This window comes from Zhouia amylolytica (assembly GCF_900116365.1).
In the GTDB taxonomy this organism is placed as follows: domain Bacteria; phylum Bacteroidota; class Bacteroidia; order Flavobacteriales; family Flavobacteriaceae; genus Zhouia; species Zhouia amylolytica.
In genome coordinates this window covers 272594-296813 of record NZ_FPAG01000001.1, presented here as the reverse complement: position 1 = coordinate 296813, position 24220 = coordinate 272594, and the positions used below count along the sequence as shown (strand labels likewise).

Genomic DNA, 24220 nt, shown 5'->3' with positions numbered 1-24220 from the left:
TTATTTAACAACAGGAAATCCCCTTTGAAAACCTGTTTAGTGTTAAGATTATATTAAATGTGATCGTCTTGATTAAACTTATTTATTTTTAAAGAAATAGATGTTTCCTGCGAAATCACATATAAAGAATCCTTCCTTGGTTACTGCTGCTGAAGTTAATATTGGTGCACCAAGATTTGTTTTCCATATTAACTTACCGGTAATAGCATCCAGTTTGTACAACCATCCATCCATTGCACCAAATAGAAGTTGGTCGCCTACCAATACGGGTGTTGTCTCAATGCTCCTTTGATGGTCTGAATAATATTGAGGGGTATAAAACAATGCAGGTTCAACTTCAAATAACCATTTTAGATTTCCGGTAGTTCTTTCATAAGATGCGATTCCGGGATCAGATCCGGCGATATAAATTGAATGAGGAGTTACTATCGGCGTAGTGGTACTCTTGTTTTCAATATGAGTTTCTATCGTTTTTATTGATTCACCTGTTTTGGGTTCCAATACGTGCAATGTTCCCTTTGCTCCGTCATTTTCTGCGATCCAAAGTTTGTCCTCTTTGAATAAAATGTTGCCATCCCGAAATCTTAAACCATTATCGTTTCTTTTCCATAAGAGTTCGCCGGTATTTTTATCATGCGCATATAACGCACCCCAATTGGCAGAGGTTATTAATATTTCAGGGGTAAGTGTCATGGTAGTTGTACTTCCATAACCGCCGGTCCAGTCCGAATTGATCCATGTTGTTTTACCGGTCTCGACCTCAATGGCCGATAGGGTTTCCCCAAATCCCGTAAATACCATTGTTCCATCTGTAACCAGACCAGATATAAATCCTGGGAGTCGGTTATATTTTAAATCTTTTTCCCAAACAAGATGCCCTGAAGTGGTATTAAGGGCATAGGTGTAACCTTGCATATCGGTGGCAATAAGTATATCTCTGGCAATCACCATTTGATTCTTTATACCGTTCCGGGTTTGATATCTCCAAACTTCCTGACCCGATTGTGTGTCAAAGCATACAATGTGATTTTTCTCCGCATTTCCATCATCAAAACTGGCTGTGAATACATGATTTTCATGTAAAATTGGCGAACTCATGTATATGTTGCTCCCAATATTTTTAACCCATTCCAGTACATAGTCCTTTGTGTGATTAAAATTAACAACGGCATCATGCGCACTATTGCCGGCAAGGTTGTGCCATTTATTATCGAAAGCTTTATTTCCCCCCGGTTTAATGGTGAACTTTTGTTTGTCATACAATACTTTCCCGTTTTTTAAATAAGCTTCAATGGCTAATTCATAATTATTGTTTGGAATCTCTGGTTTAAATGTGGCTTCCCAGTTCCAATCTGATCGTTGGGTCATATGATGCATCTCGGAGCCTTTTACATAAGTTTTCCAGGTTAAACCTTTTTCATCGTATACTTTGTATTTTACACTGTCAATCGGACTGTTCGAACTATATACGTTCGAAGATAAATGTACGTGTTCTTTGCCGTGTTGGTGTAATTCATCGTGATGTGGAGAAACAATTTGCAACTGGTCGTTAACAAAAGTCCATACCAGATCAGAGGAACTGCTGCCGGCATCGTCAATTTTAATAACACGGAATGAAGAAGGTGAATGGTCAATTCCCCCTTTTGCAGCGGTAGCTGTTGAGTAGGATTTTATATTCGTAATACCGTGAAGCTTGGTAATATTTGCATGGCGGTGTCCATAGATCCATGCTTTGATGTTGTAATTGTTTAAAAGAATCTCCTTGTTATCATTTATTTTAAATACAAATTCATCACCATTGGTAAGATAATCGTGGTTGAAAAAATATTTAGGCATTTCCTTGGGATAAGAGTCCAGCAAGTTCTGTAACCAATTCCCAATTTCTTCTCGTGTATATCCTGGTTTAAAATCACCTCCCATCATAGGGGTTATAACAAATAAGGCTTTCCCTTCCTCAAAAGCATACCATCCAGGACCAAATTTGTTTTCAAAATATTCTTCTCCGTAATTGCCTTTAACCAGATCGTGATTTCCAATACAATAGTAGACCGGAGCATTCATAGTTTTAGTGGTCATATTGTCCGCATGCCAGGTCATACCGGATTCATAGCAGATATCACCAGTGTGGATTATAAAATCCGGATCTATAGAATTACTATATGATTTTAAATTGTTTAACCAATCTTTATATTCGAAAGTTTCTGTGTCAGATACCTGAATAAAAGAAACTTCTTTTTTGATTTCTTTTTTTTGAATTGCGAAGTTGTAGGTTTTAATGCTCTTATCTACTTTAATATATCGAGTCTTTACAGCTTGACTTGCGCCGGGGTAAATAGTTATAAAACGAGCCTTTTCCCAAATAGGTAAAGTAAATACACCATTTTTATCCGTTTTTACAACTTCAAGACCATTAGATACAATAGCGCCTTCAATTCCTTTTTCTCTCTTGTCCTTTAACCCATTTCCATTTTCATCCCAAAATACCGATCCCTTAATTTGAGAGGTTACCTCATGGGAAATGAAAATGATGAATAAGAAAATAATCTGATTAACTGTTTTGTTCATGTTATTCGTTTAGGTAATTCATGCCTCCATATAATTTTAACAACATCAAGAAATCAAAGGATGTTCATTTGAGTTTAATGTGTTTAGGAGTCTTGTTTATTACAATTTGTAAAATTAACAGCAATTAAAAGATGTTATTTTTAATATAAGTAAACAAATATAGTGACTAATATTCGGAATTTATGTATGGTGAGATAAAACTATAGTTAAGGAAATATTAGAAGAATTGACTGTTGGAATATTTTATTCATAGAAAAAGTCAGCCGGAATCTTCCCGACTGACTTTTTTATAGGTTGAATAAAATGAATGCTAAATGTGTGTTAATTGATGAAATTTACAAACTCCACTTAATTCCTGCCTGTCCTCTCAGACCATGAAATTCTACTTGTCTCGGTCTGCTGGAATCCCCGTAATAATATTCTAATGGTTCATTAAGAATATTGTTGATTTCAGCGAAAATGGTAAAATGATCACTGATTCTGAAGGAAGCATTCGCATCCAGGGCAGAATAATCGCCATAGTAAATATCGTCACGCTTAGGGCCACTGCCATGGTCGGTTATATACGCTCCTTTAAAATTGTATGCTCCTCTGATATTAAAGCGCCCTTTCTCATAGTATAGTTGCGCATTGATTAAATGATCTCCCTGTCTTGGAAGTCTGGTTGTTCCCTCCCTGCCTGGAATGGTGAATTCAGACTTGGTAAAGGTGTAGTTTGCCTGCATCCCAAATCCATTGAGGAAACCCGGTAAAAAGTCAAACTTTTTATTGGCGCTTATCTCTGCACCCATTAACCAGGCATTGTCTCCGTTTCTTGGTCTTGATATTTCAACACCACTAATCCCGTTTATAGTTCCCTGTTGTGTGTCATTAAAAATAGGATCCGAAATAGATTTGTAGAAAACTCCTGCAGTGATCACATCTAACTTACCTAAGTAAAATTCCCCCATAAGGTCGAAATTCAATGAGTAGGTTGGATTTAGATCCGGATTACCACCCTTAAATTCATTGTCCGCTGCTATATAAGTACCTCCTGGAGCCATATAAGCAAATTCAGGTCGGGCAAATGTTCTGGTAACCGCAAACCTCAAATTTGTTTTCTCATTAGGAACGTATTTTAAATGTAACATAGGTAGTAACGATAGATAGCTTTTGGTTTGTGAGACCTTTCTTAAAATTCCATCAGGATTCTCAGGTGTTACATCAAATTGATACCCGTCTATGATCGATCTGGTATTGGTTGCTCTTAGTCCTCCTAATAAGGTTAGCTTATCAGAAAAGCTATAGGTGGCCATACCATATACCGAAGCATGTTGTTCATTGATGTTGAAATTCCTTCCAAGACCACCACCGTTTCGTAATAATTCAGAATCGTCTTCAAGCAAAGAAAGGTTGCCATTGAAGAAGTTATCCTTGTAAAATTGAATCATGCCTTCCGTAGAAAGAACCTGGTTGAAGGATTCTCCCGAAGTATTTAATTCATTTAAATAATCCAGCCTTCCGGGTTGTTCAATGTTAAATTCACGATAATCAGCAAGTGTAGGTGAAGCATTATTACCAGACCAACCGTAAAATTCGTCTGCAAATACGGCCTTTCTGTCCTTATCTCTAAACTTCGCGCCAAATTTTAGCTTCAATTGATCATTTGCGGTTAATTCGTAATTGGCACTGGCAATTACATTATCACGTTCCATAACACCCACTTTATACAACTCCAGGTCAGCAAATACCATTTTAGTAGGATCCATCTGGAAGTTCGGGTCCGAATACACGTCAAACATATTGCTGAAATAGTTCATAGCACCACCATCAGAATCCCAGTAAGCTCTTGGACCAACTCCTCTGTCTTCAATAAGGTCCGCGTTAAAGCCTACGTCATTTTGATTAAACTTAACAACATAGTAACTGTTATTATTCCTGTCGGGAATGTTTCCGTAGCTAAATTCATTTCTGTAGGTAGCCAGGCTCCAGTCAAAAACCCCATGGTTGCCAAGGTGTTTACCCCCAAGTTCAGCACCGATAAATTCGAATATGAGGTCGTTGTAAATGTTTTGTAATTCCACACGTCCGGTTTCCGTGGTCTCATTGAATTTGTCAAAACGTACCCGGTGCTTATAATGAATTTCAGTATCTAATAATTTTCCATAGTTTATTTTAGTGTAAATTTTATCCCTTTTACTTGGGTTAAATTCAAAGGCACCATTGACACCGGTAGTTTTTCGTTCACCCACATAATCTCTTAGCTCCAGGCGATATACTCCATAATCACCACTTCTTCGGGCTTCAAAGTTGTCTGATGCCCAGTTTCTGTTCCATTGAGAAACACTTAAAATAAAACCGGTTTTTCCTGAATCCGACTTGTTCCCAATGGTAACATTTCCACTGTATATACCTTTTCCTGATTTTTCATTATATCCCGTACCTAAAGTGGCATCAACCGTAAATTTAGATGGAGCTGTCTTGGTGATGAAATTGACACTTCCACCAATGCCATCAGCGTCCATATCCGGAGTTAAGGCTTTAGATACTTCTACATATCCGATCATTTCCGTTGGAAAAAAATCAAAAGCCGTAGCCCTGCTTCCACCTTCATCAGCTCCGGTAGGAATACGGTTGCCGTTCATGGTGGTAGCGTTCCATTCAGAAGGGAGTCCTCTGACAGCTACATACCGCCCCTCACCCTGATCTCTTTCAATAGAAACTCCGGGTACACGCTGTACCGCTTCAGCAGCATTACGATCCGGAAGTTTTCCTATACCGTCAGAGGCAATTACACTTTTTATGCTCAATGCATTTTTTTGAAGGTTAAGGGCCTTGGCTTCACTTAATCTTCTGGAGGCAGTTCCCTGTACAACAACCTCCTCTAATTGGGAAGCTTCAGGAGTTAAGGTGATGTTCCCAAGGTCCAATACCTTTTGGCTGCCAAAATTCAAAGTAGTGGATTGCTTTTGATATCCAATGTAGCTTACAACCAACGCTTGGTCGTCCTGATTTATTCCGGTGAGTGTAAAATAACCGTCAAAATCTGTTGTAGTTCCTTTCTGTGTGCCCTGGATATGCACCGTGGCCCCGGGAAGTGGAAAATTGCCGTCCATTACGCGTCCCTTCACACTACCGTTCTGGGAAAAACTTACTGACGATACGATCAGTAATACAAATAGATTAATTAGTTTGATTGTTTTCATTTTTGAATTAAAAGGTTAGTAAAGTTTAAAATTCGGCACAAAAATGACTTATAATTTTACTATTTGTAAATTTATCAGGTTAACAAATATTCAACATAGTTTTACTAATATGTAAAAGAAATGTTAATATCCTGGTGAGTATAAAATGTTTTAATATGAAAGAATTTATGGGCAAAAAAAAGCCAGCCGGTATGAGCCGACTGACCTTTGGTGCAGTCTTATTATATAGAGCAGTGGTTGTAAAAAGAGTGTGAGTGACGTGATTTACATGCCCTAAATAATACTGCTTCATTTTAATATCTGTGAAGCGTATTCTAAATATTTAGTGATACCTCTTTATGTAGGATCTTCTAAATTAGAAACGACTAATACTGCTATTAGTGTATGAACCACAAAAATGAAATAATTATTTAATATTTGTAAATTTTAGTTTTTATCAAATCCTTACTTTACTGTTATCCTTATGTGTCTTAAAAGTTAAGATTGTTAAGGGGTTTTAAATTTTTTAAGTTTGAATAAACTGAGACAGCTGATAGACAGGGGTGTATTCATTTTTCGTAAAGGGTGTAGTGTATGTCTAAGACTGTCATATTCCTGGTTTAAGGTGTCTAGGCCCGGTGCAAAGGCATAGATACCTTAGGGATAATCCATAGATAAGGCATGGGTATTCTATACTTATTAAAGGATATTTGTTCAATGTGAAAGTGAAACTTCAGTTATAACGGGAGTTATTAATATTCGGTGCCAAGACAAAAACATGTATAAATAAAAAAGCCTGATGAAGTGTCATCAGGCTTTTAAAGTACCTCGGGTGGGAATCGAACCCACACTCCAAAGGAACACGAGTTTGAGTCGTGCGCGTCTACCAGTTCCGCCACCGAGGCAATTTCGGAGTGCAAATCTATAAAATATTTTCTTTTCTAAAACAAAAATATCTACAATTATACTTTTGCTCTAAGAATAAATTTCTAAATTTGCACCTCATTAAACGCAACACATCAATTAAGTAACTACTAAACAATACGTTAGAATGCCATATACAGTGCCAGATCCTAAAATTTTTGCTTGTACTCAAAGTACAGAATTGGCGGAAAAAATAGCAAAGTCGTACGGAACAGAATTAGGTAAGATATCTTATACCAGATTTAGTGATGGCGAATTTCAACCGTCGTTTGAAGAATCGGTTCGTGGAGCCAGAGTCTTTATTGTAGGATCAACTCATCCAAGTAGTGAGAATCTAATGGAGATGTTATTAACATTAGATGCTGCCAAAAGAGCTTCAGCAAGACATATTACTGCTGTAATGCCATATTTCGGATGGGCAAGACAAGATAGAAAAGATAAGCCTCGCGTGCCGATAGGTGCAAAACTTGTGGCTAAACTATTAGAATCTGCCGGAGCAACCAGAATTATAACGATGGATTTGCATGCTGATCAGATTCAGGGATTCTTCGAGAAGCCTGTCGATCACTTGTACGGATCTACATTCTTTTTGCCTTACTTAAGAAGTTTGGAGCTTGATAACCTAACAATTGCTTCACCAGATATGGGAGGTTCTAAAAGAGCGTATGCATATTCTAAGTTCTTGGAAAGTGATGTGGTTATCTGTTATAAGCAACGTAAAAAGGCAAACATAATAGAGCACATGGAGCTAATCGGGGAGGTTAAAGGTAAAAATGTAGTACTGATCGATGATATGGTTGATACTGCAGGAACACTTACCAAGGCAGCTGATATGATGATAGAAAGAGGAGCCTTAAGTGTGAGAGCGATTACGACACATGCCTTGCTTTCTGGAAATGCATATGAAAGAATTGAGAACTCTAAATTAACTGAATTAATAGTTTCTGATTCGATTCCGTTAAGACAACAGAGTCCTAAAGTAAAAGTATTAAGCTGTGCTGATCTCTTTGCAGATGTAATGCATAGAGTACACCATAATACTTCTATCAGTTCAAAATTTATCATGTAAATTATTTAATTTTTATATAATGAAGTCAATTACAATCAAAGGATCTCAAAGAGAAAGCGTGGGCAAAGTATCTACTAAAGCCTTACGTAATGCTGGAAAGGTACCTTGCGTAGTATACGGAGGGGATAAGCCATTGCACTTTTCAGCTGATGAATTAGCATTTTCTAAATTGGTTTATACTCCGGATGCACACACCGTAGTAATTGATCTGGAAGATGGGACGAAACTAAATGCAATCATGCAGGATATCCAGTTTCATCCAGTTACTGACAGTATTTTACACGTAGATTTCTACCAGTTACAAGATGATAAAGAAGTAACTATGGAAATTCCTGTAAAAGTTGTAGGTAACTCTCCTGGTATCATGGCTGGTGGTGTTTTACGTTTAGTAAACCGTAAGCTTAAAGTAAAATCATTGCCTGCAGACTTGCCAGATTTTATCGAGGCAAATATCAGTGAATTAGAAATGGGTAATAAATTATATGTTACTCAACTAGCAGCTGATAATTATAAATTTATGCACCCGGACAACACTGTAGTATGTCAGGTAAGAGTATCTCGTGCTGCAATGAAAGCCGCTCAAGATGCTGCAAAAGCAGAGAAAGAAGCTGCGAAAAAATAATAAAGCCTATTGTATTATTTAATACAGTGATGAGCATTCGGTATCTGATACCGAATGCTTTTTTATTTTTGTTCAAAATTCAAATATGTCCGGTTTTTTAAATCTTATATTTGGTCGAAATAAATCGATTACACAAGAAATTGATCCTATGAAGAAATTTTTGATTGTTGGGTTAGGAAATATTGGTGCTGAGTATGCTGATACACGTCACAATATTGGTTTTAAAGTGTTGGATTATTTTGCAGAAAAAGAATCATTAAAGTTTGAGACTAAAAGATTAGGTGACCTTACTTCCTTTAAGTTCAAGGGAAGAACATTTGTGTTTTTAAAGCCTAATACCTACATGAACCTTAGCGGAAAGGCTGTTAGGTATTGGATGAATACTGAAAAAATTCCTATAGAAAATATATTGGTAATTACAGATGATATAAATCTTGATTTTGGGACCATCCGTGTTAAAGGCAAAGGAAGTGATGGTGGGCATAATGGATTAAAGAACATTCAACAGGAATTAAATACCAATAAATATCCGCGATTTAGATTTGGTATAGGAGATTCGTTTTCAAAGGGAAAACAAGTAGACTATGTGCTGGGAGAATGGAGTGATGATGAACTCTCGAAAATGCCTGAAAGATTAGAGAAATCATACGAGCTCATTAAGTCTTTCGGTACTGCCGGGATGAATAATACCATGAACACTTTTAACGGTAAGTAAAATACGTAATTACTGAAGTCTGAATTCATAAATTCCTGAATCGGAGGTATTCCCTTTGCTGTCCTTCGAGATTACTTTCCAATAATAAGTAGTTTCCAATGCTAAGGTAGGTGTATTAATACTTTTGGCGATTGTATTCCCCAATAGAGTGCTTGCCTCGCTATTCGTATCCAGGTAGACATCGTAGGAAGCAATATCGTCATCAATATCATTCCCATTCCATTTTAAAGTTACAATATTGTTGTTCGCACTAACGGTAGAACCTCCTTTTGGGTACACTATTTCCGCAGGAAAGGGAGCATAGTTTTCAACACCATCACCTGCAGCATAAAAACGCCAGGTGCTACTGGTGGCTGGTTCGTCCGGGAAGTTGTTGGAGAACGATGTAACAAGCCAGGAATAAGGCATTCCTTTAGTGAGCATAACCTCTTGTGAGGTCGAGGTTGTTGAAAATGTTTGAATGGCCGAAGTGTTTAAGTTTTGTACCTGTAAGCGGTATTCATTAGTATTGTTGGAGGCACCCCAACTAAAGTTGATGGTAGTCTCAGTAGAATTGAGGTCAACGCCGTCAGTACATTCAGAATTGTTTTCCGGAAATAGTAAGCCTGCAGCAACGGGAGGCTGGGGGTCATCTTTACCACCACAACCTGTTAGTATTAGTATGAATACGAATATATAGACTTTAGATTTCATTCTTTTACAATTTTAATACTTGTACTAATTTCACTTCCCGAAAGATGAACAATATATACCCCGGTTGATAGCGAGGTAAGATCTAACGGAATAGTACCCTTGCTGTCCGATCTGCGCTTAGCACTATAGAGTTTACTTCCGTTTAAAGAAGCTACGGTGACTGTAATATCTTCATCGGTATTACCCGTAAAAAGAGTTATTTCATTTCTAAATGGGTTTGGATAGGCTAATGCTTCACCCGCCAGAAATACCATCTCTTCAAAAATGCCTTGACAATCTTTGTTGGTGGTAACTTTTATCGTATTGTTACCTTTCGCCAAGGTTAGGCTAATAGTATTTGAAGTGGTTTGGGTGGTAATCCCGTTAAGTTCAATATTGTATACAGGAGCACCTTCCAGGGTTAAGGTTATGAGCTTTTCTTCGGCAAGGACTTTAGATATCACCTGCAATGGCGCTGGTTGAGTAATGGAAAGGTCAAAGCATTGTTGGTATTCAGGCTGACCGGCTACTGTAAAACATAACTGATAATCTCCCGACGAAAGATTGTTGAATTCAGCAGAGGAGGTAAAACTTAGATTGTTATTGACCCCTGTGCCAATAAGGGTAGCGGTATAATCTAAAGGCTCGTTAGCCGAAATGATAATGTTTCCATCGTTATTATTAATACAGCTTTCACCGATTGTTTTTAAGCTGAAGTTGTCCGCAGGAAGGGAAAATACAGGACACCCGTTAACATCAACTTTGGTATTGGCCGGGGTATTCGGGCAGGCATCCAACGGGTCGTATACACCATCCGCATCGGTGTCTTGCCTTGTGCAAATATCCAGGCTAAATGAATTCAGGCTGCCTCCGTCAATGCTGTATCCATCAGATACCGTAAGTATCCAGGTTCCGGTTGCAGCTTCGCCGACAAAACTAGCTAAAGCTTCTTCCGGCTTTATCACGCCTGTAATAGCAGGATCCGTTCCGCATAAAATTGAGGAGCCTTCATCAGAGAAAGTCGCATTTATATTCTTGCCATCTCCACATACTTCATTAATTAATGTGATGGTGGTGCCGGAAGGCGAAGTAAGCGTTATTGTTAAGTCGCTGATATAAGTGTGGGTGATATCAAGATTTACAAACATCTCATGAAGATATCCGTCATCTGTAATATTGATCTCGGATGTTATTTCATTTGGTTGCTGACTGTTAATTGATCGTGTGGTCGTATTGCTGTTACTACTGCAATCCAGTGTAATGGTGGAAAATGAATAAGTGTTTGAATAATTTCCCGTACCGCAATTGTTCAGGGGGCGCACTCTCCAATAATAGCTAACTCCCGATTGCAGGCTTGTTGGGGTGTAATTAACTTCACTGACTGTCGACGATTCCAGTATGGTAGAAAAATCCGTAACTTCTGAGAATTCAATTTCATAAGCCGTGGCGTTTTCAACGGCTTCCCACTCAAACCTTCTGTTTAAAACAATTTCCGTAGCTGCATTCGATGGACTGATGAGATTGGTTATATCAAATGAATCATCGAAGAGGTTGATTTCAATCGGGTATTGTTTGCTTAGGGAAGAGGCATCCGCATTGATGGTAAAACTGTATTTCCCCCTATCCAGGTTTTCTGTGCCGGTAACCGTTACATCGATGCTAGTTCCGTTAGTTACCGCAGATGAATTACTGAAATTAACATTCAGGCCAGCAGGAACATCAGTTGCTGTAAAGTTGGTGGTCTCATTAAATCCGGCAAACGTACTGTAGGTAAAGCTAAAGTTGAGGTCGTTTGGTTTACAGACCTCGTAGCTTAAAGAGTTTATATCGAGCTTAAATTCACTTTGCTGTATTTGTAAAGTAGCTGTACTGATAGCAAAGAAGATGTTATTGGTCGGTTTTATGAGTATTCTCGCATTCGAAGTTGTAATGTCTCCCGGAAAAATTACATTTTCTGCTCCGTCATTAGGAGTGTTGGTGGCTAAAGAAACCAGGTTTTCAAAATCTTCGTCGATGATTAAAAATATATCAACGGCTGTGGCATTTACAGGGGCAATATTCGTATTAGCGATATCCCAGGTGATCCCTACGGCATCTCCACCGGTAATAGTGCTGTTGTCGGTTTGGGATGTAATTAAAAAGGGACCGGAATTTGCATCAGCAGTCACTTTCACATCGTCCCTGGCTGTTTGTCCGCCATTAAGATTGTTGTCTCTAACCAATAAGGCAAAATTGTACTCCCTTCCTGCACTGGAAATTACCTCCCAGGTCGGATTTAGATTATTGGCTAAAATATCCGCTTCACGAGGAAAATATCTTTTAGAAGAAAATTGAGGCGATCTTACTCTGAAAGCAGGTCCTTCCTCAGAATCGGAGGCAGGTGGTTGTGCGGTTACAGCATTATCAATTTGTTCCCAGCTATAGGTAAGGATGTCGCCATCGGTATCAGTTGCAGTACCTTCGAGGTAAAAAGCAGTACCCTTAGGGATGGTGTAATCGTTCAAGGTGGTAATTACCGGGGCATTGTTGCCGATGCTTACGGTAGTGGCACAATCGTTTACCCCGTCTGTAATATTATTCCAAATCTGGGCAATACTTACAGCGTGAAAAAAAGGATCGCTTGCACCCTGAACATTGGGCGGGCATATCCCTGCATAGGCCATGAGGGTTGATCCACTTCCGGGTTCCACAGCTGTATTGTCAGACCGATTATTGTTACAGGAATTGTTAAAGGTGTGGGTGGCCCCAAATTGATGACCGATTTCATGAGCAACAAAATCAATGTCAAAAGGATCGCCTACGGGGTTTGCACTACCAGTTACACCTCTTGCCTTTGCGCTTGTACAAACAGAAGCTACCGAGGCAATACCTCCACCCCCTGTGCTGAATACATGCCCTATGTCGTAATTGTCAACTCCGATATTGGTGTCGATCACATCTTGAATTTCATCAATAAGGGTGTCACCATCATCATTTGTGAAAGGGTCGGTATCAGGATCTAAGTAGATAATCTGGTCATTAGTAGCAACGATTTCCATGCTGACGGCCAAATCTCTTTCAAAAACCTCATTTACACGGGTGATTGAAGTATTCATGGCAGATAAAACCGCAGATCTTTTAACTTCGTCGGTTCCGTCAGAAACATTGGCGGCATTAATATGATAATTAGAATATTCTCCAGTACTGGCAATGGCAATGCGATAGGTGCGAAGTAAGCCGTCATTTACAATTTCTTCCTTGTTCAAAAGCTGACCTTTAAGCTGTTGTGCCATAGCTTCATCACCCGTTTTACACATAAAATCATGGGCCTTGAAATCTTGTTTTGAGGCAATGTAGTAAAGATCCTTTTCTTCCGGTACTGGGTTAATGTAGGATATGCCCTTTTCAGAATGTATCAATCCATGAAATCCAAAATCATCCAGGCTCAGTCTTATGCTTGTTCTCGGATTGCTGACAGAGATCCCATAGTATGATTTAATATGGGGGTATTTTTTTTGTAAACCAGCCGAAAGTACCGAAGCCTCATAAATCCTGAATCGTTCCAAAGAGCCATTTTGTGTTGGAAAACTAACGATCTTTCCTGCTGCCTTTCGAACCCCATGTTTTCTGTTAACAACGTTTATTAGTTCGTTCTTAAGTAATCCGCTATTGAGTTGAAATGCCTTGTAGTTCTTAGAGCTCTTAACCGTTTCAGGTTTCACCTCCTTTTTATAACTCCAAATCCCATCATCTTGTGCGAATATGTTGCTGGTGTATGCAATGCAAACAAGAAAGAGAAAAAGTAGTGTTTTTTTCATTTTATTAAAATGATTGATGCGTAAATATAAATAAATTAAGAATAGTGGGAGATTGTTGTTTATTCGGCAAGGCTAAATAACTCTACTAATATAATAAAAGCATTGTAAAAATTCGTTACTTTGCTGTAACAATCAATGCTAAAAATAAACAAGACTCAAGTGGTTATAAAGAGAAACCTGTCTGATTATAATGAAGAATATTTTTCGGTTGTTACTATTGGTACTTTTGATGGAGTTCATGTAGGTCATAAAAAGATTATCAAGCGATTAATAGAAAGTGCCAGAGCAAACGATTTAAAAGCTACTATACTTACTTTTTTTCCTCACCCCAGAATGGTTTTGCAGCAGGATGCAGACCTTAAACTAATCAATACATTAGACGAAAAAATTGCGATACTGGAGAAAACTGGCCTCGATGTGTTAGTCATACATCCTTTTACCAAATCCTTTTCCCGATTATCAGCATCTGAATATGTTCAGGAGGCTCTGGTGAAAAATCTTAATGCCAAAAAAGTCATTATCGGATATGATCATCGTTTTGGAAGAAACCGAACAGCAACCATAAAAGACCTCCAGGTATATGGCGAAACTTATGGCTTTGAGGTGGAGGAGATCTCTGCTGAAGAAATCAATGAGGTTTCGGTTAGTTCTACCAAAATAAGAAAAGCACTGGCAGAAGGAGATATAAAAACGGCGAATGAGTTTTTGGGATATGAGTTTATGTTAAATGGGGTAATAACGAAGGGTAAAGGTCTTGGGAGGCAAATAGATTTCCCCACAGCGAATCTGTATATCGAAGAAAAATATAAGTTGATACCAAAAGATGGAGTCTATGTCGTAAAAAGTATTTTAGACGACAGGGAGGTTTTTGGGATGATGAACATCGGCTATAATCCGACCGTTAACGGAGTGAAAAAATCAATTGAGATACATTTCTTTGATTTCGATGAAGATCTGTATGGTAAAAAAATACAGATCGATATGTTAACGCGTTTACGAAATGAACAGCGTTTCGATTCGATTGATATGTTACAGCAACAGCTTAAAAAAGATAAACTAAATGCCTTGGCGTTTATAAATGCTCAATAGACTTCTTTTTAAACAAATAGATAATGTTTCCCTGGTCGTTTTTAGGGTGTTTTTCGGCTTTCTCATAGCCGCCGAAACTTTTGGCGCTATCCTTACCGGATGGGTTAAAAAAGCACTAATAGCACCGGAATTTACATTTACAGTCATTGGTTTTGAGTTTTTGCAACCGCTCCCGGGATATGGAATGTATATCTATTTTGGCGTAATGGGAGTTTTAGGATTGTTGGTCATGATAGGTTATAAATATCGCCTTAGTCTCGGACTGTTCACAGTCATGTGGACCGTTGTGTATATGATGCAAAAAGCCTCTTACAACAATCACTATTACTTGTTAATTCTTATTTGTCTGTTGATGCTGATACTTCCGGCGAATCGATACCTGTCATTTGATGCTAAAAGAAATCCCGACATTAAACGCATTTCAATGCCGGCTTGGTGTAAATGGATAATTGTGTTTCAGTTGTGGATCGTTTATACTTATGCCTCATTGGCCAAATTATATCCTGACTGGTTAGATTTTACAGTAGTACGAAATTTAATGAGTGCGAAAGATCATTATTACCTGATCGGTGATGTTTTGCAGAATCACTGGGTGCATGTGTTTATTACCTACACCGGAATTCTGTTTGATCTCTTGGTGATTCCACTATTGCTTTGGAAGCCTACCCGGAAATTAGCATTTTTTGCTTCCCTGGTATTTCATCTGTTTAATTCAATAGTGTTCCAAATTGGAATTTTCCCATACCTGTCACTGGCGTTTACATTGTTCTTTTTTGAACCGGAGACCGTCAGGAATATTTTTTTAAAGAAAAAAACATTGTACGAAGGGAATGAGGTCATGGTTCCTTCATATAAATATACTTTTTACACCGTCGCAACAATCTATTTTTTAATTCAAATTGCCTTGCCATTACGACACTGGTTTATAAAAGATGATGTACTGTGGACTGAAGAAGGACATCGATTAAGTTGGAGGATGATGTTACGCAGTAAAGCCGGATATTCTACCTTTAAAGTAGTTGATAAATCCACTGGAGAAACAGAACTGGTCTATCCTAAAAATTACCTTACCAGGAAACAAATGGGGATTGTCGGAACCAAACCTGATGTGATCTGGCAATTTGCCCAACGCCTGAAGAAGCAATACAATGCACAGGGAAAAGAAGTGGCAATTTATGTTAAGAATAGAGTAAGTGTGAATCACAGACCTACAAAGCCCTTAATTGATGAATCTGTTGACTTGGCCGCTGAACCCTGGAAACAATTTAAACACCATACATGGCTGCTTCCTTCAGATCTTGAAAAGCAGAAAGCTGTTAAAGATTAAAATATGCTGCTGAGCCACTTCCTTCTTGCGTCATGTGGTTATATATCAGGATAGAATTGGCCATTGATATTAAGGAAGGTTGATTAATGAGGAGTTAAAGAATGCAGGTTGGCTTCCAAAAGATAAAGGCATGAACGATCGCTACCTGAGAATTGCTAAACTTTCAACAGCTAAACTTTCTACTTCAATACTATTTATACTAAATTTGTCGCTTAATTTAACGGCGATAGGGAAGGAAGTAGATGGTGTTTGCGCTTTGTGAGCAAAACCATGAGCAAACAGCCTGCCCGAAAAGAGGAACGCCCAAATAAAAATTATTTAACGATGTTACAAGTACCGTTTATCAGAGAAAACAAAGAAAAGGTTATCGAAGCCTTGAGCAAAAGAAATTTTGCTGCTGATGAAGTTATTAATGAGGTACTGTCTGTAGATGAAGAACGTAGAGCAATACAGGCGGAGCTAGACAATACATTGGCGGAGTCCAATAAACTGTCGAAAGAAATCGGTAATTTGTTTAAGTCCGGGAAAAAAGAAGAAGCAAATGAGCTTAAAGAAAAAACCGGATCGTTAAAAGAGCGTTCTAAAGAATTGAATGAGCAATTAAATGAAAAGACACAACGCTTAAGTGAATTGCTATACAATATTCCCAATGTACCACACCCAAGCGTTCCTAAAGGAAATTCTGACGAAGACAACGAAGTTGTTTTTGAAGAAGGAACAATTCCGCAATTGGAAGCTGAGTCATTGCCCCATTGGGAGTTGGCAAAAAAGTACGATATTATTGATTTTGAACTGGGAACAAAGATCTCAGGAGCTGGATTCCCGGTGTATAAAGGAAAAGGAGCTCGTTTACAACGTGCACTCATCTCTTATTTCTTAGATAAAAATACCGCTGCAGGATACAAAGAATATCAAGTGCCGCATTTAGTTAATGAAGCATCAGGATATGGTACAGGACAATTGCCTGATAAAGAAGGTCAAATGTATCATGTAACCAACGATGACCTGTATCTGATTCCTACAGCTGAGGTGCCGGTAACGAATTTCTTTAGAGGAGAGATTGTAAATGAAACCGACTTCCCGATCTGTTGTACAGCTTATACTCCTTGCTTCAGAAGAGAAGCAGGTAGTTATGGGGCACACGTTAGAGGGTTAAATAGATTGCACCAGTTTGATAAAGTTGAGATCGTAAGGGTGGAGCATCCGGATAACTCATACAATGCATTAAATGGTATGGTTGAGCATGTAAAAGGAATTTTACGTGAACTTAAATTACCATACAGAATTCTAAGGCTTTGCGGAGGTGATTTAGGTTTCACTTCAGCTTTGACTTTTGACTTTGAGGTGTATTCCACGGCACAGGAGAAATGGCTTGAGATCAGTTCGGTTTCTAATTTCGAAACCTACCAGGCTAATCGTCTTAAATTACGTTTTAAAGACGAAAATGGTAAAAGTCAACTGGCTCATACTTTGAATGGTAGCGCATTAGCCTTACCAAGAGTGTTGGCAGGGATTATCGAGAACTATCAAACCAAAGATGGAATAGCCATCCCAGAGGTGTTAATTCCATATACAGGCTTTGATATCATCGATTAAACTTGGAATATTAAAAAAAAATTACTTAATTTGAAGTAGCCTAATTCTTATTTACGATCCTACTGATGTTGAAATTTATGTTTACCCATAATGTACTTCACGTCAGAAATATCCAGGAATAGGCTTGTTACAGGTAAAAGATTATATTATATGCCAACGCAAATAACAATCACAGTTTATGTTGATTAATAGCACTTTATTTAGTTGGTAGGGGCCCAAGCGAAAGTTTGGGCTTTCTTTTTGAATAAATACTTCAGTTTCCTTTTACTATCTTTGAGATTAAAGTGTTTGTCACTTTAATTATAAAAACACTTATGAAAAAAATTTGGATCGTCTTGTTCATATTGTTTGTTAGCGTGGTCAATGCCCAAAATGATGCATTGGCAAGGCAATATATGGATGATGGTGAGTTTGAAAAAGCAGTAAGTGTATACGAGAAACTCTATAATACCAACAGCGGTAACTTTTCCTATTTTCGTTCTTTATTGGAGTGCTATCAGCAATTGGAAAGATACAATGATGCACAGGAATTGTTGGAGTCAAAATTTAAACAGGGTCGATTCTCTGCCGCATTGTGGGTGGAAATGGGATATAATTACCAGTTAATGGGCGATCAGTCTCAGGCAGAATCCTATTATAAAAAAGCCATAGAAAGTGTTTCAGAACAAGTTACAAATGCCTATGCCGTGGGGAATGCATTTCGGCGATTGATACTTTTGGATTATGCTGTAGAGACCTATAAAAAAGCTATGGAATTGAATCCGGACCTTAATTTTAATTATAATCTGGCTTTGATCTATGGAGAACTGGACGATGTACCAAATATGTTTAAAACCTACCTCGATTTAATCGCTTTTGATGAAAAATATAAGGCACGGGTGTTAAATAACCTGGGGAAATTTATTTCAGATGACACAGACAGCGAAAACAATCAATTGCTTAGGAAAGAATTGCTGAAACGTTCCCAATCGAATCAGGATGTGCTTTGGAATGAACTTTTAAGTTGGTTTTTTGTGCAACAAAAACAATTTGGAAGTTCGTTTATCCAAGAAAAATTTATCTATAAAAAAAGCAATAAGGAAACCCTGGGAAGAATAGTAAACCTGGGTCGTTCAGCATATGAAGCCGAAGATTATAAGGCGGCTAAAGATATATTTCTGTTTGTGGTTGATAATAGCCCTTTTCAGGAAGTTACCTTAGAGGCAGAGTTGAGTATAATAAAAATCGACCTGTCTGATTCTACTGAAAAAGATGTAGAGAAGATCAATAAAAAGTTTGTGTCTTTACTGGAAACCCATGGCAGAACCAAGCAAACAATCCCCTTGCAATTAGCTTATGGAGAGTTTATAGCCTTCGAGTTAGGAGAGCCTGACAAGGCACAAAATTTTATCACTGAAATATTAGAACTGCCTTTAAATAATTTTGAGGAAGCAAAAGCTAAGATGTTATTGGCTGATATCTTAGTTTACAATGAACAATTTAACAGGGCTCTGATCTTGTATTCTCAGGTTCAGCGAAAAGTAAAAAATGATGTAATAGCTCAGGATGCCCGGTTTAAAGTAGCCAAAGCCAGCTTTTATAAAGGAGATTTTGCCTGGGCTGAAAGTCAATTAAAAGTGTTGAAGTCTTCAACATCGCAACTGATAGCGAATGACGCATTGCAATTGAAACTATTGATTTCAGATAACTCTCTTGAGGATTCAACCCAAACGGCTCTTAAAATTTATGCAAAGGCCGATTTGCTGGCCTATCAGAAAAAGAATAAAGAAGCAGTAGCCTTACTGGAAAATATTCTGGTAAATCATAAAGGGGAAAGCATCGAAGATGAAGCATTACTGAAACAAGCCATTTTACTCGAAGATCTTGGAGATGTGGAGCGAGCAAGCTTAAACTATACGAAGATTATAGAATTCTTTCCGGACGATATTCTAATGGATGATGCGCTGTTTCGATTGGCTAACTTATACTATGCTCAGGGAGAATCAGAAAAGGCAAAACCTCTGTATGAACGCATTGTTTTGGAACATCCCGATAGTATTTTCTTTGTTCAGGCACGAAATACTTACAGGAAAATAAGAGGTGATGTCCTAAATTAACGTAGTTAGATAGCTAGATGTTTTGATGCCATAAAAAAACTACGGTTCTTTGCAGCAGATTAAAATTTATTCCTAAACAAACAGCATTATGTTTATCTATAACGTAACAATTAATATCGACGCTAGTGTTCATGACGATTGGGTGAAGTGGATGCGTGAAACACATATACCTGATATGTTGGCAACGGGAAAGTTTACCAATGCACGTATGGTAAAAGTATTGGTAGAAGAAGAAATGGGAGGAACCACCTACTCGGTGCAATATCTTACCGACAGCAAAGATACCTTAGAGCGCTATTATCAAGAGGATGCAGAAAGGTTGAGATTAGAGGCCATGAAACTATTTGCAGATAAGTTTGTTGCTTTTAGAACAGAGCTTGAGATCATTAGTGAGCATTAATAAAATTAGGGGATGAGTAAGGTAAGGGCCAAAAAACACTTAGGGCAACATTTTTTAAACGATGAGAATATCGCCCGTAAAATTGGAGACACGCTGACACTTCAAAATTATAATGAAGTATTAGAGATCGGTCCTGGTATGGGGGTGCTTACTAAATACTTGCTTCTCAAAGATATTAATGTAACCGTAATGGATATTGACACAGAATCCATTGCCTACCTAAAACAGCATTATCACGAAGACGGATCTAAATTCAGTATTGTCGAAGCAGACTTTCTCAAAACCGATTTGTCTGAACTTTTTGGAGACAAACCCTTTGCCATAACAGGGAATTTTCCATACAATATATCATCGCAAATAGTTTTTAAGATGTTGGAATGGAGACATCAGGTGCCTGAATTTACCGGGATGTTTCAAAAAGAAGTAGCACAGCGAATTTGTGAAAAAGAAGGAAGTAAGACCTATGGGATCTTATCCGTGTTTGCCCAGGCTTTTTATGATGCTGAGTATTTATTTACGGTAAAACCGGGTGTTTTTAATCCACCTCCAAAAGTAGACTCCGGGGTACTAAGATTAATTAGAAAAGAAAATTACAAACTTCCGTGTGATGAGAAACTGTTTTTTAGAGTGGTAAAAACAGCTTTTAATCAACGAAGAAAGACGCTTCGTAATAGTTTAAAAACATTTCAGCTTTCAGATAATTTAAAAGAAGATACTATATTTGGGCAGCGTCCTGAGCAATTAAGCGTAAAAGATTTTATTACGCTGACAGAAAAAATACAGCATGACACCATTTAAACTCACAGACGAACTCATTGCGGAAATCAATTTATTGATTGCCGAGAATAATGCCGGTGCACTCCTCGATATGATGAGTGATTTGCACTATGCTGATATTGCAGAGATCGTTCATGAGCTGGATGATGTAGAGGCTGTGTACCTCATTAAATTGCTCGATAGTGAGACGACCTCGGATGTACTGGCAGAATTAGATGAAGATGTTCGGGAAACCATCCTTCGTAAGCTCTCGGCGAAAGAAATTGCAGATGAGCTTCTGGAATTAGATACTGATGATGCTGCCGATATTATTGGAGAACTTCCCAAAGAGCGTGTAAGTGAGATTATCTCTCAGATAGAAGATCGGGAACACGCCAGGGATATCGTAGATCTATTACGTTATGATGAAGGAACAGCAGGTAGTTTAATGGCGAAAGAGCTCGTGAAGGTGAATGAAAACTGGAGCGTGCTTACCTGTGTAAAAGAAATGCGTGCACAGGCAGAAAATGTGAGGAGAGTGCATTCCATTTATGTGGTTGATGATGAGGACAAGCTTAAAGGAAGACTCTCACTAAAAGACCTTTTAACCACCTCCACCCGAACAGCTATTAAAGATGTATACATACCAAAAGTGGACTACGTTTCTGTAAACGATGAAGCAGAGGAGGTAGAGAAGATCATGTCTAAATACGACCTGGAAGCAATTCCGGTCATCGATGAATTAGGGAGATTGGTAGGCCGTATCACCATCGATGATATTGTAGATTTCATAAAAGATGAAGCGGAGAAAGATTATCAGCTCGCCGCGGGTATTACCCAAGATGTAGAGGCAGATGATAGTATTTGGGAACTCACCAAGGCACGCTTACCCTGGTTGCTAATCGGTATGTTAGGCGGACTGGGTGCAGCGAGTATTATTGGAGGTTTCCAAGACGTTTTAACCCAATACCAGGCTCTGGTACTTTTTATTCCTTTAATCCAGGCAACAGCAGGTAATGTTGGAGTTCAATCATCCGCAATAGTCGTTCAGGGACTCGCAAATGATACCATAAAAGGTGAGTTGTGGGGCAGGCTATTAAAAGAAGGACTCCTTGGATTAGTAAATGGTTTAGCAATAGCCTTAATAGTACTGCTGATTAGTCATTTTGCATTTGGAACTACTTATTTTGAGTCAGCAACAATTTGTGTGGCACTTGTTTCTGTTGTGATCATTGCCGCCCTGATCGGAACTTTTATACCGATATTCTTAGATAAAAGAGGAATTGACCCTGCGGTAGCTACCGGGCCATTTATTACCACCAGTAATGATGTATTCGGGATTCTTATATACTTCCTCATAGCCAAAATGATCTTAGGGTTTTAAAACCCTTCGAGATTTGTTTTTTAGCCACTACAAGGCATACCAACTGCACCGGAGACTCCTATAACAATAGAAAGATTGAAAAGCAAATAGTCATAAAAACTTAAGCAACTACAAAAGAACTCCTACAAATCACTACCTTTAGCCGTAGATATTTATTAACAACCCAAAATCAAATTACGATGAACTTAAAAACCAGCCTCTTTAGCCTTGTGGTATTATTTATCGGTGCGTTCGCATCGGCACAAGATTATAAAAAGGAAATTGAAACTGAATTCACAGCCTATCTCGATGCTATAGTTAACAGAGAGTTTGAAAAATCGATGGATTATATAGTGGACGATTTCTTTAACATCATTTCCAAAGAACAAATGGTAGAATTGATGGAGAAAACATTTAATAACCCTGAGATCGAATTCGAGATCAAAGATCAAGAAATTATCAAGATCAATGATGCCGAGGAAATAGAAAACAAATTCTATGCATTACTGTCGTATTCCAATAAAATGAATATGAAGTTTAATAGTAAGCCATCAGAAACTGCAGAAGAAATAGAGACAAAAAACAACCTGATAATGTCTTCTTTGGAAAGTAGCTTTGGTGCCGAAAATGTAAAGTATAATAAAGAGACTAAATTCTTTGAAATATATTCGGAAAAGAATGTGTATGCCATATCAGATAATGGTGCAACAGCATGGAAATTCTTAGTTGTAGAACAACGCCAAAAGCCAATACTAGAACAGCTCTTGCCGAAAGTATTGGTCGACAAAATATAATAATAAGAGAATATAACTGCAAAGTCATGTCGACTTCAATGGAGACATCTTAAATTATAAAAGAATAGAATAGATTCCCCCACTCCGGTCGGAATGATTGTTAGCTGCCAAATGTAATGTCGAGCGACAGGTCAGTCATTTAAAAACAGCAACGGTTCTATGTTTAAAACTTAACACAAGTTATTATCTTTAAGGCATGTCTAAAACCGGAAACGCAGTTAAAATATTCAATGAGTATGCATTGCAATACGAAGCAAAGTATATGAATGTAGATGCTTACAGTCCGTCATTGGATGTGTTCTGTAAGCTTCTGCCAAAAAGTGAAGCAACTGTATTAGAGTTGGCATGTGGCCCCGGTAATATCACTAAATACCTGTTACAAAAACAACCAACCCTGCAAATACTGGCAACAGACCTGTCCGAAAATATGCTGAATCTTGCAGCCAGGAACAATCCAAAAGTTAACACCCAAAAATTAGACTGTAAAGACATTAAAAAGCTTGAAAAAAGGTTTGATGCACTGGTGTGTGGATTTGGATTGCCGTATTTATCGAAAGAAGAAACGAAACGGTTAATAACAGATGCTGCTGAGGTTTTAAATAGTAAAGGCGTTTTATACTTGAGTACTATGGAGGGAAACTACGTGGATTCAGGATATGTAGGACCCTCATCAGATCCTGAAAAAAAAGAGTTGTATACCTTCTATCACGAGGCACCTTATCTGTTAAAAACCTTGGAAGAAAGTGGATTTAATAATGTTATTGTCGATCGGATCCAGCATAGTGAAACTGAAACCGATCTGATCATTATAGCTCAAAAATAATAAATGAAGTATAAAATAGAACCTATCAATCCGTTGGCATATGAGGAAGTAACTGAAGTCTGGGAGGCTTCAGTTAGAGCAACGCATCATTTTTTAAAGGAAGAAGACATACGGTATTTTAAGCCATTAATTAGAAATGAATACCTTAAAATGGTAGAGCTCCGGTGTATTAGAAATGAACAAGATCGAATTCAAGGATTTTTAGGGGTTGCTGATGATAAACTGGAAATGCTTTTTATAACTCCCGAAGCACGCGGTAAAGGAATAGGAAAAGCCTTGTTAGACTTCGCTATAAATGAATTGAGAGTAACACAAGTAGACGTGAATGAGGATAATGAACAAGCAGTTGGTTTTTACATTCACTCGGGGTTTGAAACCTATAACAGATCAGAATTAGATGCAACAGGTAAACCATACCCAATACTTCATATGCAATTAAAATAAAGGC

At 38.0% G+C, this 24220-nt stretch carries 17 protein-coding genes and 1 tRNA gene; 13 read left to right on the top strand and 5 right to left on the bottom strand.

Annotated elements, in window-relative coordinates; translation table 11 throughout:
* Positions 1-78: 78 nt before the first annotated feature.
* The 3 genes from BM361_RS01245 to BM361_RS01235 form a co-directional block, all read right to left on the bottom strand.
* The gene (locus BM361_RS01245; protein WP_074976387.1) at positions 79-2565 is read right to left on the bottom strand and encodes an outer membrane protein assembly factor BamB family protein; all 2487 of its coding nucleotides are present in this window, start codon (positions 2563-2565) and stop codon (positions 79-81) included.
* Between the two features lie 335 nt (positions 2566-2900).
* The gene (locus BM361_RS01240; RefSeq protein ID WP_074976385.1) at positions 2901-5750 is read right to left on the bottom strand and encodes a TonB-dependent receptor; all 2850 of its coding nucleotides are present in this window, start codon (positions 5748-5750) and stop codon (positions 2901-2903) included.
* Between the two features lie 803 nt (positions 5751-6553).
* Positions 6554-6634, bottom strand: a tRNA-Leu gene (locus tag BM361_RS01235).
* Positions 6635-6780: 146 nt separating this feature from the next.
* Between BM361_RS01235 and BM361_RS01230 the strand changes: the two genes are divergently transcribed.
* The 3 genes from BM361_RS01230 (at position 6781) to pth (ending at position 9059) form a co-directional block, all read left to right on the top strand.
* Positions 6781-7722, top strand: a complete 942-nt coding sequence (locus BM361_RS01230; RefSeq protein WP_074976384.1) for a ribose-phosphate pyrophosphokinase — start codon at positions 6781-6783, stop codon at positions 7720-7722.
* 19 nt (positions 7723-7741) lie between these two features.
* Positions 7742-8344, top strand: coding sequence for a 50S ribosomal protein L25/general stress protein Ctc (locus BM361_RS01225; protein ID WP_038268609.1), 603 nt, complete (start codon positions 7742-7744; stop codon positions 8342-8344).
* An 85-nt stretch (positions 8345-8429) separates the two neighbouring features.
* Entirely contained in the window at positions 8430-9059 is a 630-nt protein-coding gene (gene pth / locus BM361_RS01220) for an aminoacyl-tRNA hydrolase (protein WP_038268612.1), read from the top strand.
* 9 nt (positions 9060-9068) lie between these two features.
* Here the strand turns inward: pth and BM361_RS01215 are convergent, their stop codons facing one another.
* Together BM361_RS01215 and BM361_RS17195 are read right to left on the bottom strand one after the other, a co-directional pair.
* A complete protein-coding gene (locus BM361_RS01215; RefSeq protein WP_074976382.1) occupies positions 9069-9752 on the bottom strand; it encodes a fibronectin type III domain-containing protein in 684 nt (227 codons plus the stop codon).
* Positions 9749-13528: a reprolysin-like metallopeptidase gene (locus BM361_RS17195; RefSeq protein WP_083425829.1), complete on the bottom strand. Its 3780-nt coding sequence runs from the start codon at positions 13526-13528 to the stop codon at positions 9749-9751. Before BM361_RS17195 ends, BM361_RS01215 begins: the two co-directional genes overlap by 4 nt.
* 135 nt (positions 13529-13663) lie before the next feature.
* Here BM361_RS17195 and BM361_RS01205 point away from each other — a divergent pair, with 135 nt between their 5' ends.
* The 10 genes from BM361_RS01205 (at position 13664) to BM361_RS01155 (ending at position 24216) form a co-directional block, all read left to right on the top strand.
* Positions 13664-14617 (top strand): bifunctional riboflavin kinase/FAD synthetase, encoded by a 954-nt coding sequence (locus tag BM361_RS01205; RefSeq protein WP_275126036.1) that lies wholly within the window; start codon positions 13664-13666, stop codon positions 14615-14617.
* Entirely contained in the window at positions 14607-15944 is a 1338-nt protein-coding gene (locus tag BM361_RS01200; protein WP_074976380.1) for an HTTM domain-containing protein, read from the top strand. The genes BM361_RS01205 and BM361_RS01200 overlap by 11 nt, the downstream gene beginning before the upstream one ends.
* A gap of 324 nt (positions 15945-16268) precedes the next feature.
* Positions 16269-17540 carry a serine--tRNA ligase gene (gene serS, locus BM361_RS01190; RefSeq protein WP_074976696.1) on the top strand — a complete coding sequence of 424 codons (1272 nt, stop codon included), beginning with the start codon at positions 16269-16271 and terminating at the stop codon, positions 17538-17540.
* Positions 17541-17854: 314 nt separating this feature from the next.
* Positions 17855-19636: a tetratricopeptide repeat protein gene (locus tag BM361_RS01185; RefSeq protein WP_074976377.1), complete on the top strand. Its 1782-nt coding sequence runs from the start codon at positions 17855-17857 to the stop codon at positions 19634-19636.
* 88 nt (positions 19637-19724) lie between these two features.
* The gene (locus BM361_RS01180; protein ID WP_038268616.1) at positions 19725-20036 is read left to right on the top strand and encodes a DUF4286 family protein; all 312 of its coding nucleotides are present in this window, start codon (positions 19725-19727) and stop codon (positions 20034-20036) included.
* A gap of 12 nt (positions 20037-20048) precedes the next feature.
* Positions 20049-20834: a 16S rRNA (adenine(1518)-N(6)/adenine(1519)-N(6))-dimethyltransferase RsmA gene (gene rsmA / locus BM361_RS01175; RefSeq protein WP_038268617.1), complete on the top strand. Its 786-nt coding sequence runs from the start codon at positions 20049-20051 to the stop codon at positions 20832-20834.
* Complete coding sequence (gene mgtE, locus BM361_RS01170; protein WP_038268618.1) at positions 20821-22176, top strand: magnesium transporter; 1356 nt, start codon at positions 20821-20823, stop codon at positions 22174-22176. Before rsmA ends, mgtE begins: the two co-directional genes overlap by 14 nt.
* Before the next feature lie 179 nt (positions 22177-22355).
* On the top strand, positions 22356-22949 hold the full coding sequence (locus tag BM361_RS01165) for a hypothetical protein (RefSeq protein ID WP_074976375.1): 594 nt from the start codon (positions 22356-22358) through the stop codon (positions 22947-22949).
* Positions 22950-23145: 196 nt separating this feature from the next.
* Entirely contained in the window at positions 23146-23772 is a 627-nt protein-coding gene (locus BM361_RS01160; protein ID WP_074976374.1) for a class I SAM-dependent DNA methyltransferase, read from the top strand.
* A 3-nt stretch (positions 23773-23775) separates the two neighbouring features.
* Positions 23776-24216, top strand: coding sequence for a GNAT family N-acetyltransferase (locus tag BM361_RS01155; RefSeq protein WP_074976372.1), 441 nt, complete (start codon positions 23776-23778; stop codon positions 24214-24216).
* The last annotated feature ends 4 nt before the right edge of the window (positions 24217-24220 follow it).

What these genes read in the sequence shown, in the direction of transcription:
- BM361_RS01245 (WP_074976387.1), bottom strand. Translation starts at nt 2,565, where the DNA reads ATGAACAAAACAGTTAATCAGATTATTTTCTTATTCATCATTTTCATT.
- BM361_RS01240 (WP_074976385.1), bottom strand. Translation starts at nt 5,750, where the DNA reads ATGAAAACAATCAAACTAATTAATCTATTTGTATTACTGATCGTATCG.
- BM361_RS01230 (WP_074976384.1), top strand. Translation starts at nt 6,781, where the DNA reads ATGCCATATACAGTGCCAGATCCTAAAATTTTTGCTTGTACTCAAAGT.
- BM361_RS01225 (WP_038268609.1), top strand. Translation starts at nt 7,742, where the DNA reads ATGAAGTCAATTACAATCAAAGGATCTCAAAGAGAAAGCGTGGGCAAA.
- pth (WP_038268612.1), top strand. Translation starts at nt 8,430, where the DNA reads ATGTCCGGTTTTTTAAATCTTATATTTGGTCGAAATAAATCGATTACA.
- BM361_RS01215 (WP_074976382.1), bottom strand. Translation starts at nt 9,752, where the DNA reads ATGAAATCTAAAGTCTATATATTCGTATTCATACTAATACTAACAGGT.
- BM361_RS17195 (WP_083425829.1), bottom strand. Translation starts at nt 13,528, where the DNA reads ATGAAAAAAACACTACTTTTTCTCTTTCTTGTTTGCATTGCATACACC.
- BM361_RS01205 (WP_275126036.1), top strand. Translation starts at nt 13,664, where the DNA reads ATGCTAAAAATAAACAAGACTCAAGTGGTTATAAAGAGAAACCTGTCT.
- BM361_RS01200 (WP_074976380.1), top strand. Translation starts at nt 14,607, where the DNA reads ATGCTCAATAGACTTCTTTTTAAACAAATAGATAATGTTTCCCTGGTC.
- serS (WP_074976696.1), top strand. Translation starts at nt 16,269, where the DNA reads ATGTTACAAGTACCGTTTATCAGAGAAAACAAAGAAAAGGTTATCGAA.
- BM361_RS01185 (WP_074976377.1), top strand. Translation starts at nt 17,855, where the DNA reads ATGAAAAAAATTTGGATCGTCTTGTTCATATTGTTTGTTAGCGTGGTC.
- BM361_RS01180 (WP_038268616.1), top strand. Translation starts at nt 19,725, where the DNA reads ATGTTTATCTATAACGTAACAATTAATATCGACGCTAGTGTTCATGAC.
- rsmA (WP_038268617.1), top strand. Translation starts at nt 20,049, where the DNA reads ATGAGTAAGGTAAGGGCCAAAAAACACTTAGGGCAACATTTTTTAAAC.
- mgtE (WP_038268618.1), top strand. Translation starts at nt 20,821, where the DNA reads ATGACACCATTTAAACTCACAGACGAACTCATTGCGGAAATCAATTTA.
- BM361_RS01165 (WP_074976375.1), top strand. Translation starts at nt 22,356, where the DNA reads ATGAACTTAAAAACCAGCCTCTTTAGCCTTGTGGTATTATTTATCGGT.
- BM361_RS01160 (WP_074976374.1), top strand. Translation starts at nt 23,146, where the DNA reads ATGTCTAAAACCGGAAACGCAGTTAAAATATTCAATGAGTATGCATTG.
- BM361_RS01155 (WP_074976372.1), top strand. Translation starts at nt 23,776, where the DNA reads ATGAAGTATAAAATAGAACCTATCAATCCGTTGGCATATGAGGAAGTA.